Here is a 15,188-nt window from a genome sequence, read left to right on the forward strand (position 1 = left end):
CGGGGCTGGCGGAGTGCGCCGTTGTGGCAGGATGACCGGATGATCTGGACGCCGGGCAGACAGGACCGGGTCGAGGGCATGCCGACGGCCGGGGAATGGCGGCAGCTGTCGGTCGTGCCGGAGAAACGGGAGGTCTTCGGCTGCGACCTGTATTTCCGCGAGGGCTGGGCGGACGTGCTCGCGGTGTTCGGCGGCGACGCGACCGGCGTGCTCGGCGGGCTGGCGATGCTGGTGGTCAAACCGGACGCGGTGGCCGGCCGCAGGCTCGGCCCGATCATGGAGTACCTGGCGGACAACGGTTTCGTGCCGGTCGCCACCACCCGGTTCGGCTACACCCGGCATTCGATGCGCGAGGTGTGGCGCTACGACTGGCACATCTACACCGTCGACCGGCTGCAGTTGTGCACTTTCTATTATCTCGCCAACGAGGTGCTGCTGTTCCTGGCGCGCGACCTCCGCCCGGCCGCGGGATTGCCCGCGACGGTCCGGCTCTGCGAACTGAAGGGCGTCGGCGATCCGGCCCGGCGCGAGCCGCGTCATCTGCGCACGAAGCTGAACCCGCCCAACCGGATCCTGAACTTCGTGCACGTCGGCGACGAACCGGCGGACATCGTGCGCGAGCTGGCGATTTTCCTCGACCGTCCGGAGCGGCTCCGGTTTCTCGAGGAACTGCGTACGCACCTCGCCGAGGACCGCACGGCGCAGGCGCGGGCCGAGATCGCGGCCATCGAGGCGGATTGCCCGGCGCACGACCTGGACATCGGCGCGACGCTGGAGCGGCTGGCTCCGGCGGCGGGCGACTCCGCGGTCGCCCGGCTGCGGGAAGTCGTGGCGGGCGGGGAGCGGATCAGCTGGGACGAGCTGGCCGAGTTGGTGCCCTTCGCCAAGGCCGACCGCTGGGACGTGATCGTGACGGCGTCGTTCGTGGTGCACAACGAGCGCCCGGTGCCGCACGCGTTGCTGCCGCCGGTTTCGCCGGCAGCGTGGACTGCGCAAGCGTCGGATCATCCGGCCGTCGGCTGACCAGTTCGTCTACAAAGGACGGCGTGCCCGGGGTTTGTCCCAGAGCACGGGGCCCGGGTTGGAGATCAGCTTCGTCTCGCCGGGTTCGTCGCATTCGATCAGGCTCGCCCCGACCGCGGCGAGGTCCCAGCGATCGACCTCGGCTCCGCTTTCGGCGACGGCCTCGGCGACCTCGACCCAGGGCACGGATTCCCCGAACCGCAGGCGTTCCAGCAGCTGGAGTGCCAGGCCGCCGCGCTCGGACCGCTTGAGCGCGTCCGTCACGGCATCGGCGGCCGCGCCGGCGTCGAAGGTTCGCGGGACGGCGACGTCTTCCGCCGCGAGCGCTTCTTCGAGCAGCGGGAGACCAGCCGGATCGCCGGAGGCAAGTCCGTTCAGCACTTCCCGCCGCTGCGCCGGGTCGAGCAGCAGGCCGAGTTCCCGGAGCAGATCGGCGGGCTCGTCGGCGACGTGGACGTAGCTGAAGTTGCGGTTGTGCTGGCGCAACCGGGCGCGCAGTGTGCCGGGCTTCTGCTGCGCCAGATCGGCTGAGCCTTTCAACGAGGCCAGCCGGGTCGTCGCGGGCATCGGCCCCGGCCGTTCGTCTCGCAGGAGCAACACCAGGCCGGAGCCGACGCAGATCAGGTCGTTCAGCGCGAGCCGTCCACTGTGGCCGACGTCAGCTGGTACCGCCACATTTCCCGCCACAGCAGGCCGGTGAACGCCGGGCGCTGCACGGCCTGGACGGCGAATCCCTGCTCAGTCAGCCAGTCGAGCGCCGGGCGCACCTTGCCCGCGGCGAGGCCGTCCGGTTTGACCATCACCAGCGCGTGCCGGCGCAGGATCTCCGGGGCCTGGTCGCCGAGGAACCGGGCGGCGTCGCGGGCGCCTTCCCGGAAGTAGGTTTCGCGGCGGTAAGCGGTGCGCTTCGCGGGCATTCGCGTGAGCGCGGCCCAGTCCATGTCGTCGATCTTCGCCCCCAGTAGCCGATCCTCTGCCGCGATGGTATCCCGGGGGTGCAGCGCATGTACGGGGCGAGGCCGACCCGGAACTGCCGCGCTTCGGTTTCCCGCAAGGCAAGCTGGCAGTTGCCTGGTTGCCCGCAGTGCACAATCGGATTTGCCCACTGTGTTAAGCACCGATGAGCAGTTTTCCAAGAAAAATCGAACGCCTTCGGCGGCCCGCTGTCACGTGCGGCAGGTGTCGGCAAAAGTCGCTTCGTCCGGAATATGCGAAGTTTCGCCGCCCGGTGGGCGGGATGGCGGATTCCGCGGCGGCCGATCAGGCTACGGCCGCGGCGGTATCGACGGCTGACTAGCGGAACCGAACCAGGCTCGCACCCGGTGGAACGCCGGAAAAGTACGGAACTCGCGAGTACCGATTGTCTACTGTGGACGGACACGCTTTGTCCTTTCTTCCAGGCGATTTCAGTGGTCCGTGCCAGTTGTCGCTGTCGATTCCACACCCTCCCGGACCGGGGGTGCGCCGGATGCCGGAAGCGAATTGGTCGGTTCCGGGTATTGCCTCGACAGATTCTCCGACATTCATTTTTTTCGCGTAGAATGTTGTTCACCCGGATGGTCGCTGCGCCGGTTTGCCCGGGTCCATAGAGTCTGAGGAGCAGCGCTGGTCCAGTGGGGGAATAACCGCCAGCGGCTCCGAATCGCGGCTCGCACACGGCCGCGGCGGGTATGGACGGGTGCGGGTGAGCCCCGGACGCGCCGCGTACGGCACCGGGCCGGTCGGCTGCGCGAACACCCTGTATTCGCACGGCATTGAGCACGCTGCGCATCGCGAGCACCTCAGCACCACGCAGCCGAGCACCACCACGACCATCCGCGCCACCGTCCGCACCGGCCGGCGGCGTTCGCATGCCCGGACGATCGACGCCGCACCGGGGCGGCCGTCGACCAGCCGGAATCCGTTCCGCGGGTCCGCCGGGGAGATCCCGCACGGCCGGCTCCCGCGACTGAGGCCCGGCCGGACGGCGGAGAGGACCACGTATCCCGAGGAAGAATATTCCCGGAGGGCCGTAATGCACCGCTCGCTCGAAACCCGCAGCACGACCTTGATCACCCAGCAGGAGGCCGAAACATTCGGAAACGACTGGCGCGCCGCGGCGTTCGGCGACGTCGAGTCGAGGCTCACCGACCGCGGTTTCCCTTGTGTCTTCTCGAGAAACGCGTTCCGGAAGGGACTGCTCCTGTTCTCCTTCGCCGAGGACGTCGGACCGGACAGCATCGCGGGACTCGGCGCCGCGCTCGCTGATTACGTCGAGCTTTCCCAGAACTGGAACGGCCATCTCGACACCGCGTACCCGTTGCTGATCGTGTTCTCGCCCTCGGCCGTCTCCGCCCGGTCGGTCGCCGGGTACCAGGCGTTCGGCTGGGAGGTGATCCAGAAACTGCATCACGTCGACCCCGCCCCGTGGCCGGAGAACGTCGCCACCGACCCCGGCGACAGCTCGTGGTCCATGTGTTTCAACGGAATGCCGTTGTTCTTCAACATGAGCAATCCCGCGCACGAGGTCCGTCGCAGCCGCAACCTCGGCGAGCATTTCGTGCTCGTGGTCAACCCGCGCGAGCGGTTCGACGTGGTCGCGGGCGACACCCCGAGCGGCCGCAAGGTCCGCAGCAACATCCGGGCGAGGATCGACCGCTACGACCGCGCCCCCCGCGCGCGCCAGCTCGGCTCCTACGGCGTCGCCGGGCTCGAATGGTGGCAGTACGGCCTGCCCGAGGACGACGCCGACCGGACCGATTCCTGCCCGTTTTCCTTCCGGGCCAAAGAAACCGCGCAGCCGGACGGGGCCGCGGCCGCTACCTGATCGGAGACAGGCGATGATGGAAGTGATCGTTTCCCAAGGCCGCATAGGCGACCGCGGCGCGGGAATGATCGAAGGCGCGGCGCGCACGGCGCGTGCGCTGGAAGAGCGATACGGTCTCGAGGCGCGGTTCGTCGGCACCCCCGCCGGTCCGGAGGACGACGACTGGACAGTCAGCCTCCCGGCGGCGGAGGAGACGCTTTCCGGTCTGGCGCAAGCGGTTTCGGCGAGCGTCACGGCCGGACGACGCACCGTGCTCGCGGCCAACACCTGCTCGGCCAGCCTGGCGACGCTGCCGGCCGCGGTCCGGGCGCACCCGGACTGCGCGGTGCTGTGGATCGACGCGCACGGCGACTTCAACACCCCGGACACCACGGAATCGGGCTACCTCGGCGGAATGGCTCTCTCCGGCGCGTGCGGCCTGTGGGAAAGCGGGCACGGCGCGGGTGTCGACCCCAGCCGGGTCGTCCTCGTCGGCGCGCGCGACATCGATCCGTCCGAACGCGAGCTGCTGGACAGGGCGGGGGTCCGGATCATCGCCCCGGCGGACGTCGCCGGGCAGCGGGTCGCGGCGGCCGTCGGCGGCGCGCGGGTGTGGGTGCACATCGACTGGGACGTGCTCGAACCGGGCACGGTGCCCGCTGATTACCACGTGCCGGACGGCCTGGCTCCGGACCGGATCCGCGAGATCCTGGGGGCGATCCCGGCCGCCGACGTGCTCGGCCTCGAACTGGCCGAGTTCGCCGCGACCGGCGACGAGGAAACCGACGCGCGCGCGACCGAGTCCATCATGGACATGGTCGCCCCGGTGTTCGCGACCGCGGCGGTGCGATGAACCGGCGCACGACGGCCGTCGTAAGGCGGCGCGGGTGAATCCTTCGCTTCCGTTCACCAAAATGCACGGGTGCGGCAACGATTTCGTCGTACTCGACCTGCGGGCCGCGCCCGCGCCGTCGCCGGAGCTGTGCCGGTCGCTCGCCGACCGGCACACCGGCGTCGGCTGCGACCTGATCCTCGGGATCCGGCCGCCGCGCAGCGCCTCCGCGGTGGCGGCGTTCGAGATCTGGACCGGAGAAGGCGAAAGCTCGATGCAGTGCGGCAACGGCGCCCGCTGCGTCGCCTCCTGGCTCGTCCAGGCGGGACTGGCGCGTCCGCCGTCGTTCGAGATCGACAGTCCTAGCGGCACGCATCCGGTGGAAGTGCTGGGAGACAACACGTTCAGCATCGGGCTGACCGTTCCGCAGTTCGCTCCCGAGGAGATCCCGCTATCCGGTTTCGCGAGCCGGGACGGCCGGTACGAAGCCACGCTGGCGGACGGGACCCCCGTCCGCTTCGCCGCGGCCTCCACCGGCAACCCGCACGTGGTGCTCGAAGTCGACGACGCCGGTGCCGCCCCAGTGGCGCGGCTCGGTCCGGCTGTGCGGGCGCTGCCCGGACTTCCGCCGACGGTCAACGTCGGATTCGCCGAGGTCGCGGCACGCGACCGGATCCGCTTGCGGGTCCACGAATTCGGCGCGGGCGAGACGCTCGCCTGCGGCAGCGGCGCCTGCGCGGCCGCCGCGGTCCTGATCCGGGCCGGGCGGCTCGACCGGAACGTGACGGTCGAGGTGCCCGGCGGGGAACTCCGGATTTCCTGGCCCGCCGAAGAGGAGCCGATCGTCCTGGCCGGTCCGGCCACGACTGTGTACGAAGGAGGATTCCGTCATGCCGCTGTACTCCAGCGTTCTTGACACGATCGGCCGCACGCCGATCGTGCGGCTGAACCGGATGGCGCCCGGGCACGTCTCGGTGTACGTCAAGGTCGAGTCGTTCAACCCGGGCGGCTCGGTGAAGGACCGGCTGGCGCTGGCCATCGTCCTCGACGCCGAGGCGAGGGGAGAGCTCAAGCCCGGCGACACGATCGTGGAGTGCACGTCCGGCAACGTCGGCATCGCGCTGGCGATGGTGGCGGCCGCGCGCGGGTACCAGTTCGTCGCGGTCCTCGGCGACACGTACTCGGTGGAGCGGCGCAAGCTGATCCGCGCGTACGGCGGCAAGGTGCTGCTGTTCCCCGGCCACCTCGGCAGCCTCGGCGGCAACCGGATCGCCGACGAGCTGGCCGAGAAGCACGGCTGGTTCCGCGCCCGCCAGTTCGAGAACCCGGCCAACCCCGCGTATCACCGGGAGACCACGGCCGCGGAGATCCTCTCCGACTTCGCCGGGAAACGGCTGGACACCTTCGTCACCGGATTCGGCACCAGCGGCACGATCACCGGCGTCGGGCAGATGCTCAAACTGGCCCGTCCCGACGTGCGGACCGTGGTGCTGGAACCGGAGAAGGCGGCTGTGCTGGCCGGGCAGTCGTGGAATCTGCACCAGCTGCAGGGATTGGCGCCGAACTTCGTTCCCGGGGTGATGGACCGCACCGTGATCGACGAACTGGTGACGATCGACGACGAGCTGGCCAGGGACACCGCGCGCCGCCTCGCCGCCGAGGAGGGGATCTTCGCCGGCATGTCCGCGGGCGCGACCCTGGCCGCCGCGCTGCGCGAAGCGGAGAACTCGCCCGAGGGCGCGGTGCTGCTCGCGATGCTGCCCGACACCGGGGAACGGTATCTGTCCAGTTTCTGGTTCGAAGGGATCAGCGACGGTTCGGACGACGAATGGCTGGCCTCGCTCGGTGAGTGACGTACGACCACCTGGGGACCCATGATGCACGAGTTCATTCCTCCGGCCACGCGGTTCGCCCGGCTGCCGGAGAGGTTCGCCATGAAACGCGGCGGTGTGCTGCACGGCGCGCGCGTCGCCTACGAGACCTTTGGGCAGCCCACCGCGGCACGGGACAACGTCATCCTGCTGCTCACCGGGCTTTCGCCGGACGCGCACGCCGCGTCCAGCCCGGAGGACCCCGCCCCCGGCTGGTGGGAGTCGATGCTGGGGCCGGGCAAACCGATCGACACCGGCCAGTGGCACGTGATCTGCGTGAACTCGCTCGGCGGCTGTCAAGGCTCGACCGGGCCCGCCTCGCGCGACCCGGCGACCGGACAGGCCTACCGGCTCGGCTTCCCCGAACTGTCCATTGAGGACATCGCGGACGCCGCGGCGAATACGGTGCGGCAGCTGGGTTTCGAGCGGCTGGCGTGCGTGATCGGCGCGTCGATGGGCGGGATGAGCGCGCTGGCGTTGCTGGCGCGGCATCCGGAGCTGGCGCGCAGCCACGTCAGCATCTCCGCGGCCGCGCATTCGCTGCCCTACTCGATCGCGATCCGTTCCCTGCAACGGGAAGCGATCCGCTCCGATCCACTGTGGAACGACGGGAAGTACCTTCCGGAACGCTACCCGGAACGCGGCATGCTGACCGCGCGCAAGATCGGCATGACCACCTACCGGTCGGCGCGGGAATGGGAACGCCGGTTCGGCCGCGAGAGATCCGGGACCGGGGACGCCGCGTTCGGTCCCGAGTTCGCCGTCGAGTTCTATTTGGACCATCACGCGCGCCGGTTCGTGCGCCGCTTCGATCCCAACAGCTACCTCTACCTCAGCCGCAGCATGGACTGGTTCGACCTCGGCGAGCTGTGCGGCGGCAGCACCGCCGAGGCGCTGGCGCGGCTGCGGGTCGACCAGGCGCTGGTGATCGGCACCGAGACGGACATCCTGTTCCCGCTGCACCAGCAGCGGCAGATCGCCGACGGACTGCGGGCGGGCGGCGCGGACGTCGAGTTCCTCGCGCTGGAAACCGATCTCGGCCACGACGCGTTCCTGGCGGACCTCGACAGTTTCGGGCCGCCGGTGGCGAAGTTCCTGTCCACCCTGTGACCGCCGGACCGACAAGAGAGCGAGACCGATTTGGACGACACCATTGCCCTGGTCACCGGGGCCAACCGCGGCATCGGGTTCGAGATCGTGCGGCAGCTCGCCGAACGCGGCGTCCGCGTGGTGCTGAGCGGGCGCGACGAAGCCGCGGTAGAGACAGCCGCGACGGGATTGCGCGACGCGGGCCTCGCCGTCGAAGGGCTTCAGCTCGACGTGACCGACCTGAAGAGCATCGCGGCCGCCGCGGCGGAGCTGGAGGCCCGGTACGGGCGGCTCGACATCCTGGTCAACAACGCGGCCGTGCGGATCGAGAAGTACGGCAAGAACCCGTCCGAACAGACGCTCGCCGAATGGCGGGAAACCTTCGACACCAACCTGTTCGGCACGGTCGAGACGACGCTGGCGATGCTGCCGCTCATCCGCGAGTCGGCCGCCGGGCGGATCGTCAACGTGTCGAGCCTGCTCGGTTCGCTCACCCTGCACAGCGATCCCGAGTCCTACACCCACAGCGACACCTTCAAGGCGCTTCCGGCCTACAGCGCCACGAAGAGCGCGGTGAACTCGTGGACCGTGCACCTGGCGTACGAGCTGCGGGACACGCCGATCAAGGTCAACTCTGCGCATCCCGGCTACACCAAGACCGGGATGAACGACGGGGCCGGCGACCTCGAACCGCCGGACGGCGCCGTGACCAGCGTCGAACTCGCGCTTCTCGGCGAGGACGGCCCAAGCGGCAGCTACCTGCACGCTGGGAAGGTGCTGCCGTGGTGACCCGCGCCTGCCCGATCGGGGGAATTTGCCGATGACCACCGTTGCTCTCGTGACCGACCGCGTCAGCCTGCCCATCGACTACGACATGCCGCTGCTGCGCGAGGCCTGCGCGAAAACCGGGCTCGACACCGAGGTCTGCCAGTGGGAGGACGCCGACGCCGACTGGTCCCGGTTCGACGCGGTCGTGCTGCGCTCGCCGTGGAACTACGTGGACCAGCTGCCGGAGTTCCTGGCGTGGTGCGAACGGGTCGAGGAGGCGACGCTCCTGCTCAACCCGCTCGCGGTCGCGCGGTGGGCGCTGGACAAGTCCTACCTGGCGGACCTGGCCGCGCTCGGCGTCCCGATCGTCCCGAGCCGGTTCGCGTCCCCCGGGGACGACCCGGACGTCGTGGTGCGGGAAGTGCTGGAACAGCATCGCGACGCGACGGAAATCGTCGTCAAACCGGGGGTCGGCGCTTATTCGCGCAATGTCCGCCGATTCACCCGGCCGGCGGCGCCCGAAGCCGCGGCGCATCTGTCGAAGCTGTTCGGCGAAGGCGGGCACGCGCTCGTCCAGCCGTATTTCGAGTCGGTCGACCGGGACGGCGAAACGAACCTGATCTATTTCGACCGGGAGTACAGCCACGCGATCCGCAAGGCCGCGATGCTGATGCCGGACGGAACCGTGCACGTCCCGACGCTCGATTTCCGCAAACCGCGCGTGGCCGACAAGGACGAACGCGCGGTCGCCTCCGCCGCTCTCGACGCCGCCGCGAGCCACCTCGGCCTGGACCGGCCGCTGCTGTACGGCCGCGTCGACCTGGTCCGCGACGGCCGGGGACAGCCGCGGGTGCTGGAACTGGACATCTGCGAACCGTCGCTCAACCTGCCGTTCGGCGAAGGCAGCGCGCTGCGGTTCGCCACCGTTCTGGCCGACCGGGTCGGCGCCTGACCTCCTGGCCGGCCTCGTGCCACAGTGACGAAAGGATTGTGTGACGTGCGTGTTCTTGGCTGCCTGGACGGTTCTGTAGCCGACCCGGACGACCCGGCGATCAAGGTCGCCGACCTCGGCCTGCTCCGCGGCGACGGGGTGTTCGAGACGGTCCTGATCGAGGACGGCGAACCTCGGGAACTGGACCTGCACCTGGACCGGCTGGCCCGGTCGGCACGGATGATGGAGCTGCCCGAACCGGACGACGCGCAGTGGGAACGTGCCATCCGCGCGGTGATCGACCGCTGGCCGGACGGCAGCGAAATCGCGATGAAACTCATCTACACCAGGGGATTGGACGCCGAGCCCGATTCCCCGCCGACGGCTTTCGCGCTTGGGCTCGAGATCAGCCCGAGGATGATGCGCGAGCGCACCGAGGGAATCGCCGCGATCACCCTGGAACGAGGCGTCGAACCGGGCCTCGCCGAACGCGCGCCGTGGCTCCTGCTGGGCGCGAAGACGTTGTCGTACGCGGTGAACATGGCCGCCCTGCGCGAGGCCGACCGCCGCGGCGCGTCGGACGTCATCTTCACCGCAACCGACGGTTCGGTGTTGGAAGGCCCGACGGTGTCGGTGGTGATGGTGCGCGGCCGGACGCTGTACACGCCGCCGCCGATCATCGGCATCCTGCCCGGGACGACGCAGGCCGCGGTGTACCGGGGAGCCGAGAGGGCCGGTTTCACCGCGAAGATCGAAACGCTGACCGCGGAAGACCTGTTTTCCGGCGACGGCGTTTTTGTCGCGTCGTCGGTGCGCAAGCTGACCCGGGTGCACACCCTGGACGGCAAAGTGCTGCCCGACTCGACCGAATTGCACCGCGAATTGAGCGCCGCTTACGAATCGGTGTACCGGTAAGGATCTTGCCGACGCGGCGCGGGGGCGGGCAAGATCGGAATCGACGATTTCGCCCGCCTTTCCGGTGGGCGGCTGGGCGGGAATATTCCGGCCCAGCCGGACGTGGGCGCCGCTCCGGGCGGGTTCGGCGGCAGTCGCGTCCGGCGGTGGCCCGGGGGAGAGGATCCGATGAGCGACGACCTGGTTCCGCGACGTGCCTCCGGTGCGCTGGGGATTCCCGGCGTGGAGGTTGGTTCGTGACCGCGCGGGCGGGCCGTTGCGGCGGTGGCCGGGCGGGGGATGTCGTGGTGGTCGCCGCCTCGCGGGGCTTGGTTCTGGATCGCTCGCTCTGGGGCGGCTGTTCGGGTGGTTGCTCAACGCGAGATTTCATTGTGCGTCGGGTGGGCTGTGGTCGGTTCGCGTTAGGTTCTGTTGTGCGTCGGGCGGGCTGTGGTCGGCTCGCGTTAGATTCTGTTGCGCGCCGGGCGGGTCCTGGTCGGTCCGCGTTAGGTTCCGTTGTGCGCCGGGCGGGTTCTGGTCGGCCCGCGTTTGCTGTCTGCCAGGGTTCTCAGTGCGGAGGCCGCCGCGTCCTGACGGCTCGCCCTGCTTCCCCGGTCCTGGGGCGCGGGACTCTGCTCCGTCCCGCGCCGGGTATGGCCGTCAGCCCGGCCCCGCAACCCGTTCCTTGCCCGCCGGAACTCCGCGTTGTGGAGGCCATCGGATGACTGCCCGCCCCACTCCCGAGCGCAGGATCCGGCGGCGTCCCGAGCCGATCCTGGCCGTCAGTCCAGCCCCGCACCGCATTCCCCACCTGCCGGAACGTCCCGACGCGGAGGCCGCCGCATGACCGCCCGCCCCGCCCCCGCGCCCCCCGAACGCGGGACCCCGTTGCGTCCCGCGCTCGTCCTCATCGGCGTCCTGCTGATCGCCACCAACCTGCGCGCCGCGATCACCACCCTCGGCCCCATCCTGAGCCTCGTCCAAACCGATCAGGGGCTCTCGTCGGTAGCCGCCTCTGTCCTGGTCAGCGTGCCGCTCATCGCCTTCGCCGTGTGCTCGCCGATCGCGCCCAAGGTCGCCGCGAAACTCGGCCTTGAGCGGGCGCTCGGCGCGGCGGTGCTGCTGCTCGCGATCGGGATCCTGTTGCGCTCCACGCCGCCGCAGCTGTTGCTGTGGACCGGGACCGTGCTGCTCGGGGTCGCCATCGCGATCCTGAACGTCCTGCTCCCGGCGCTCGTCAAACGCGATTTCCCCACCCGCATCGGGCCGATCACCGGCACGTACACCGCGGTCCAGTCCGGCGTCGCGGCGATCGCCGCCGGGGTCGCGGTCCCGCTGGCCGGGCAGCAGGCGGGCGGGTGGCGGTTGTCGCTGGGCATCTGGGCCGGGCTCGCGCTCGTGGCGCTCGGGGTTTTCCTGCCGCAGCTGCGCCGTTCCGCGGCCGCCCCGGCGCTCGCGTCCACGACCGGCGCGGCGCGGCCGTGGACGAACGCGCTGGCCTGGCAGGTCACCCTCTTCATGGGACTTCAGTCGCTGGCCTTCTACGTGCTGGTGACCTGGCTGTCGTCGATCGAGCACGCGGCGGGCATCAGCTCGGTGACCGCCGGGTTCCACCAGCTGCTGTTCAATCTCTCCGGACTGGCCGGAAGCCTGGTCTGTTCCGCGCTCATCCACCGGCTGCCCGACCAGCGCGCGGTCGCGATCGCCGGGTCGCTCCTGCTGACGACCGCGCTGACCGGGCTGCTGGCCGCGCCGGGGATCGCGGTGCTCTGGGCGGTCCTGGCCGGGTTCGCGGGCGGGATCACGCTGGCGTTGGCGTTGTCGCTGTTCGGCTTGCGCACCAAGGACTATTCCGACGCGGGTGCGTTGTCCGGGATGGCGCAGTCCGCGGGTTATACGCTCGCTGCGCTGGGGCCGATCGCTATTGGCGCGATTCATGACGCTACGGGGTCTTGGACGCCCGCGCTGGGGGTGTTGATCGGGCTGGCGTTGGTTCAGACGGTGTTCGGGGCGCTGGCTTCTCGGCCTCGGACGATCGGTTGAGCTGGTGGGGGCGTGGTGGCGTGGGGCGCCCCGAAGTTTGCGTGGGGCACCCCGAAGCCCAATTGTGCTGACGGTCGGTGGGTGCTTGTCAGGCGGGAAAGATGCCTTGACAAGCACCCACCGACCGCAGGGAGGCTTCGTATCGGGGTGCGGGGGAGGGGCTGGGCGCCTCGATGAGTGGGTGCGTTGGCTGCGGGTTTGGTGGTGGGCTGTGAAGGGAGCCCTCACGTCCGGCCGAACGTCCGTGAGGGGAACCCTGCGGGAATCAGAGTCCCCCAGGGTTCCCCCTACGGCTTTTCGGACAGGCGCGGTCCGCTGAAGGGGTGGACAATAAGGACATGATCAACGTCCTCGTCGCGCATGCGGGCAGGCACGGCGGCACGCGCGAGATCGCCGAAGTCGTCGGCGAGGAGTTGCGCGCCGCCGGGTTCGCCGTCGACGTGCGCGAGGCGGGCGAGGTCGGCAGCGTCACGGGGTACGCCGCGGTGGTGGTCGGCAGTGCGCTCTACTACGCGCGGTGGCGGCCCGAAGCGGTGCGGTTGCTGGAGCGCAACACCGAAGCGTTGCGGGCGCGTCCGGTCTGGTTGTTCCACAGTGGACCGTGCGGTCCGGGCGCGAATCTGACCCGGGTAAGCCTGCCCGCGCGGGTGACGTTGCTGGCCGCCGCGATCGACGCGGGGCGCACCGAGACGTTCGGCGGGCGGCTCGATCCGGCGCTCGCGGACGGCGTGCTGGAAAAGCTGATGGCGCGGGGCAACCGGGCCGGGGACTTTCGCGACTGGGACCGGATCCGGGCGTGGGCGCGGGACATCGGCCGCCGGGTCCAGTCCCGCGTCGCGATCTGAGCCGCGTCAGGACGCGCCGAGCACCCGCAACACCGTGGTGGACAGCTCTTTTTCGGCTTCCTCCGGGGAAAACCGGCCCGCTTGGGCCTCTCCCGCGGCGGCGTGGCCCAGCTGAATGATCACCGTGACCAGCCAATCCACCGGCGGCTGACGGTCGAACTCGCCGGCGCGCTGCCCGCGTTCGACGATCTGCCGCTGCTCGCGGCCGTCGCCGGGGTGCTCGCGCTCGGCTCGTTCCTGATGCAGGTCATGGTCCAGGGCGCGTGGGGCGTCATCCCCGCGCACCTCACCGAGATGTCCCCCGCCGCGATCCGCGGCTTCTTCCCCGGTGTCACCTATCAGCTCGGCAACCTGCTGGCCGCGCTGAACCCCGCGCTGCTGTGGACGGTGATCCCGGTGCTCATCGCGGTCGCCGTGCTGACCTCCCTGGGCAAGGAGGCGAAGTCCATCCGCTTCGGCGGGGAAGGCGCGACGACCGCGCCTGCCGGAACGTCCTGATCTTTTTCGCCTGCTGGTTCGGGTGACCTTGCCGTCGAACAATCGCCGATATATCGTGGGCATATCGGCGATCGTTCGACGACTAAGGAGGACCACATGACCAGGACCGCAGGCGGAGGACACCTGTTCCGGGGCTTCGGCGGCCCGGAGCGTTTCGGCGAGCACGGGATGCCGTTCGGATTCGGCCGCCCCGGACCGGTTCGCCCTGGTGACGGGGGTCGGGGGATGCCGTCGGGCAGGCCGGAGGCGCATCGCGACGGGCCGGGCGAGGGGAGGCATCCGGGCGGGCCGGGGGAAGGACACGGGTGGCCCTGGGGAGACGGGCCGGGCGGGGAGCGTGGTCGGCCGGGAGAGACAGATGGGCTGGGCGAAGAGCGCGGGCGTCCGGGCGGATTCGGCGAACGGGGTGCCGGGTTCGGGCACCCGGGCGGGCCAGGCTGGGCGGGATTGTTCGGCGGTCGAGGTTCGGGATTCGGCCAGGCCGGACCGTTGTTCGGCGGGCCGGGCGCTGGGTTTGCCCAGACGGGGCCGTTCGGAGGGCCGGGCGCTGGGTTTGCCCAGGCGGGGCCGTTCGGCGGGCCGGGGGCAGGCTTCGGCTGGCCTGGTCATCCAGGCTGGCAAGCCGGTGAGCCGGGCGAACACCGCGGCTGGCTCGGTGAGCCGGGGGAGCACCACCGGCATCCCGGTCACCCCGATCACCCTGGGCACCCGGGTGAAGAACAAGCCTGGGAAGACACCGTCCTCGAAGCCCGAGGCGGCTTCCCGCCTGGGCCTCCCGGTCCGCCCGGGCCGCCGCATCGGCCGGGGTTTCCCGGGTTTCCGGGCTTCCCTGGGTTCCCCGGCGGGCCGGGCGGTCCCGGTGGGCCAGGAGGTCCGGGAGGATTCTTCGGCGGCCCTCCTCGCGGCGGACGAGGCCCAGCCCGCCCGGTGCGTCCGGCCGTCCTCGCTCTGCTGGCCGAGGAACCTCGCCATGGTTACCAGTTGATGCAGGAGATCCGCCGCCGCACGAATGACGAGTGGCGGCCCAGTCCGGGTTCCATCTACCCGATCCTGCAGCAGCTCGAGGACGAAGGCCTCGTCCGCACCGAGGAAGAAGGCGGGCGGCGCGTCGCGCATCTGACTGAGGCCGGGCGCGAGCACGTCGCCGGGCGGGAGGAGGAGTTCGCCGCGCTCTGGGAGTCTCCGGTGCGCGACGAGGAACCGGGGGCCGACCGGTTCGCCGCGCTGTATCAGCAGATCGGCGAGTTGGGCGGGGCCGCGGCGCAGGTCGCGCACGCCGGAAGCGAGGCGCAGTTCGCGGAGGCGCGCAAGGTGCTGCGGGAAGCCCGCCGCCGGTTGTACGCGTTGCTCGCGGACGACGACTCCGAAGAATGAAAACCGCCGGTGGGTGAGTCCACAAAGGACTCGACCACCGGCGGCTACCTCGGGGCACAACCGGAGGTAGTCCGAGCGCGCGTGTCGGTTGTTGGACGCCGGCGCGGTGCGGCGGGTCCAATGCGGCCATGCCATCGTTTGTCCACCTGCACGTCCATACCGAGTATTCGATGCTGGACGGTGCGGCGAAGATCGGTCCTCTTTTCGCGGAGGCGGCCCGGTTGGGCATGCCGGC

At 70.3% G+C, this 15,188-nt stretch carries 16 protein-coding genes; 14 read left to right on the plus strand and 2 right to left on the minus strand.

The window, feature by feature from the left end:
- Positions 1-39 precede the first annotated feature (39 nt).
- Positions 40-1,023 (plus strand): nucleoside-diphosphate kinase, encoded by a 984-nt coding sequence (locus ACZ7SW_RS31965; RefSeq protein WP_470234076.1) that lies wholly within the window; start codon positions 40-42, stop codon positions 1,021-1,023.
- Positions 1,024-1,032: 9 nt separating this feature from the next.
- Here the strand turns inward: ACZ7SW_RS31965 and ACZ7SW_RS31970 are convergent, their stop codons facing one another.
- On the minus strand, positions 1,033-1,698 hold the full coding sequence (locus ACZ7SW_RS31970) for a hypothetical protein (protein ID WP_470234077.1): 666 nt from the start codon (positions 1,696-1,698) through the stop codon (positions 1,033-1,035).
- Entirely contained in the window at positions 1,653-1,964 is a 312-nt protein-coding gene (locus tag ACZ7SW_RS31975) for a hypothetical protein (RefSeq protein ID WP_470234078.1), read from the minus strand. Before ACZ7SW_RS31975 ends, ACZ7SW_RS31970 begins: the two co-directional genes overlap by 46 nt.
- 743 nt (positions 1,965-2,707) lie before the next feature.
- Here ACZ7SW_RS31975 and ACZ7SW_RS31980 point away from each other — a divergent pair.
- From ACZ7SW_RS31980 to ACZ7SW_RS32040, 13 genes are all read left to right on the plus strand, one after another.
- On the plus strand, positions 2,708-3,829 hold the full coding sequence (locus ACZ7SW_RS31980) for a YqcI/YcgG family protein (RefSeq protein WP_470234079.1): 1,122 nt from the start codon (positions 2,708-2,710) through the stop codon (positions 3,827-3,829).
- Positions 3,830-3,842: 13 nt separating this feature from the next.
- Positions 3,843-4,661: an arginase family protein gene (locus ACZ7SW_RS31985; protein ID WP_470234080.1), complete on the plus strand. Its 819-nt coding sequence runs from the start codon at positions 3,843-3,845 to the stop codon at positions 4,659-4,661.
- Positions 4,662-4,695: 34 nt separating this feature from the next.
- Positions 4,696-5,556 carry a diaminopimelate epimerase gene (dapF, locus tag ACZ7SW_RS31990; protein ID WP_470234081.1) on the plus strand — a complete coding sequence of 287 codons (861 nt, stop codon included), beginning with the start codon at positions 4,696-4,698 and terminating at the stop codon, positions 5,554-5,556.
- A complete protein-coding gene (gene cysK, locus ACZ7SW_RS31995; RefSeq protein WP_470234082.1) occupies positions 5,531-6,493 on the plus strand; it encodes a cysteine synthase A in 963 nt (320 codons plus the stop codon). Before dapF ends, cysK begins: the two co-directional genes overlap by 26 nt.
- A 24-nt stretch (positions 6,494-6,517) precedes the next feature.
- Positions 6,518-7,621, plus strand: coding sequence for a homoserine O-acetyltransferase MetX (gene metX / locus ACZ7SW_RS32000; protein WP_470234083.1), 1,104 nt, complete (start codon positions 6,518-6,520; stop codon positions 7,619-7,621).
- A gap of 30 nt (positions 7,622-7,651) precedes the next feature.
- On the plus strand, positions 7,652-8,389 hold the full coding sequence (locus ACZ7SW_RS32005; RefSeq protein ID WP_470234084.1) for an SDR family oxidoreductase: 738 nt from the start codon (positions 7,652-7,654) through the stop codon (positions 8,387-8,389).
- Between the two features lie 31 nt (positions 8,390-8,420).
- The gene (locus ACZ7SW_RS32010) at positions 8,421-9,320 is read left to right on the plus strand and encodes an ATP-grasp domain-containing protein (RefSeq protein WP_470234085.1); all 900 of its coding nucleotides are present in this window, start codon (positions 8,421-8,423) and stop codon (positions 9,318-9,320) included.
- A gap of 45 nt (positions 9,321-9,365) precedes the next feature.
- The gene (locus ACZ7SW_RS32015; RefSeq protein WP_470234086.1) at positions 9,366-10,214 is read left to right on the plus strand and encodes an aminodeoxychorismate lyase; all 849 of its coding nucleotides are present in this window, start codon (positions 9,366-9,368) and stop codon (positions 10,212-10,214) included.
- A gap of 822 nt (positions 10,215-11,036) precedes the next feature.
- Positions 11,037-12,236, plus strand: coding sequence for a CynX/NimT family MFS transporter (locus tag ACZ7SW_RS32020; protein ID WP_470234087.1), 1,200 nt, complete (start codon positions 11,037-11,039; stop codon positions 12,234-12,236).
- 338 nt (positions 12,237-12,574) lie between these two features.
- On the plus strand, positions 12,575-13,081 hold the full coding sequence (locus ACZ7SW_RS32025; protein ID WP_470234088.1) for a flavodoxin domain-containing protein: 507 nt from the start codon (positions 12,575-12,577) through the stop codon (positions 13,079-13,081).
- 102 nt (positions 13,082-13,183) lie between these two features.
- A complete protein-coding gene (locus ACZ7SW_RS32030; protein WP_470234089.1) occupies positions 13,184-13,579 on the plus strand; it encodes a hypothetical protein in 396 nt (131 codons plus the stop codon).
- A 927-nt stretch (positions 13,580-14,506) separates the two neighbouring features.
- Positions 14,507-14,953 (plus strand): PadR family transcriptional regulator, encoded by a 447-nt coding sequence (locus ACZ7SW_RS32035; RefSeq protein WP_470234090.1) that lies wholly within the window; start codon positions 14,507-14,509, stop codon positions 14,951-14,953.
- 128 nt (positions 14,954-15,081) lie between these two features.
- Positions 15,082-15,188, plus strand: a 107-nt coding sequence (locus ACZ7SW_RS32040; protein WP_470234101.1) for a PHP domain-containing protein, incomplete at its 3' end; no start/stop codon positions are given.

This window comes from Amycolatopsis sp. NPDC114484, assembly GCF_055633755.1.

Excerpts from the sequence above, each read along its gene's own strand:
- ACZ7SW_RS31965 (WP_470234076.1), top strand. The coding sequence starts at position 40 with ATGATCTGGACGCCGGGCAGACAGGACCGGGTCGAGGGCATGCCGACG.
- ACZ7SW_RS31975 (WP_470234078.1), bottom strand. The coding sequence starts at position 1,964 with ATGGACTGGGCCGCGCTCACGCGAATGCCCGCGAAGCGCACCGCTTAC.
- ACZ7SW_RS31985 (WP_470234080.1), top strand. The coding sequence starts at position 3,843 with ATGATGGAAGTGATCGTTTCCCAAGGCCGCATAGGCGACCGCGGCGCG.
- cysK (WP_470234082.1), top strand. The coding sequence starts at position 5,531 with ATGCCGCTGTACTCCAGCGTTCTTGACACGATCGGCCGCACGCCGATC.
- metX (WP_470234083.1), top strand. The coding sequence starts at position 6,518 with ATGCACGAGTTCATTCCTCCGGCCACGCGGTTCGCCCGGCTGCCGGAG.
- ACZ7SW_RS32010 (WP_470234085.1), top strand. The coding sequence starts at position 8,421 with ATGACCACCGTTGCTCTCGTGACCGACCGCGTCAGCCTGCCCATCGAC.
- ACZ7SW_RS32020 (WP_470234087.1), top strand. The coding sequence starts at position 11,037 with ATGACCGCCCGCCCCGCCCCCGCGCCCCCCGAACGCGGGACCCCGTTG.
- ACZ7SW_RS32025 (WP_470234088.1), top strand. The coding sequence starts at position 12,575 with ATGATCAACGTCCTCGTCGCGCATGCGGGCAGGCACGGCGGCACGCGC.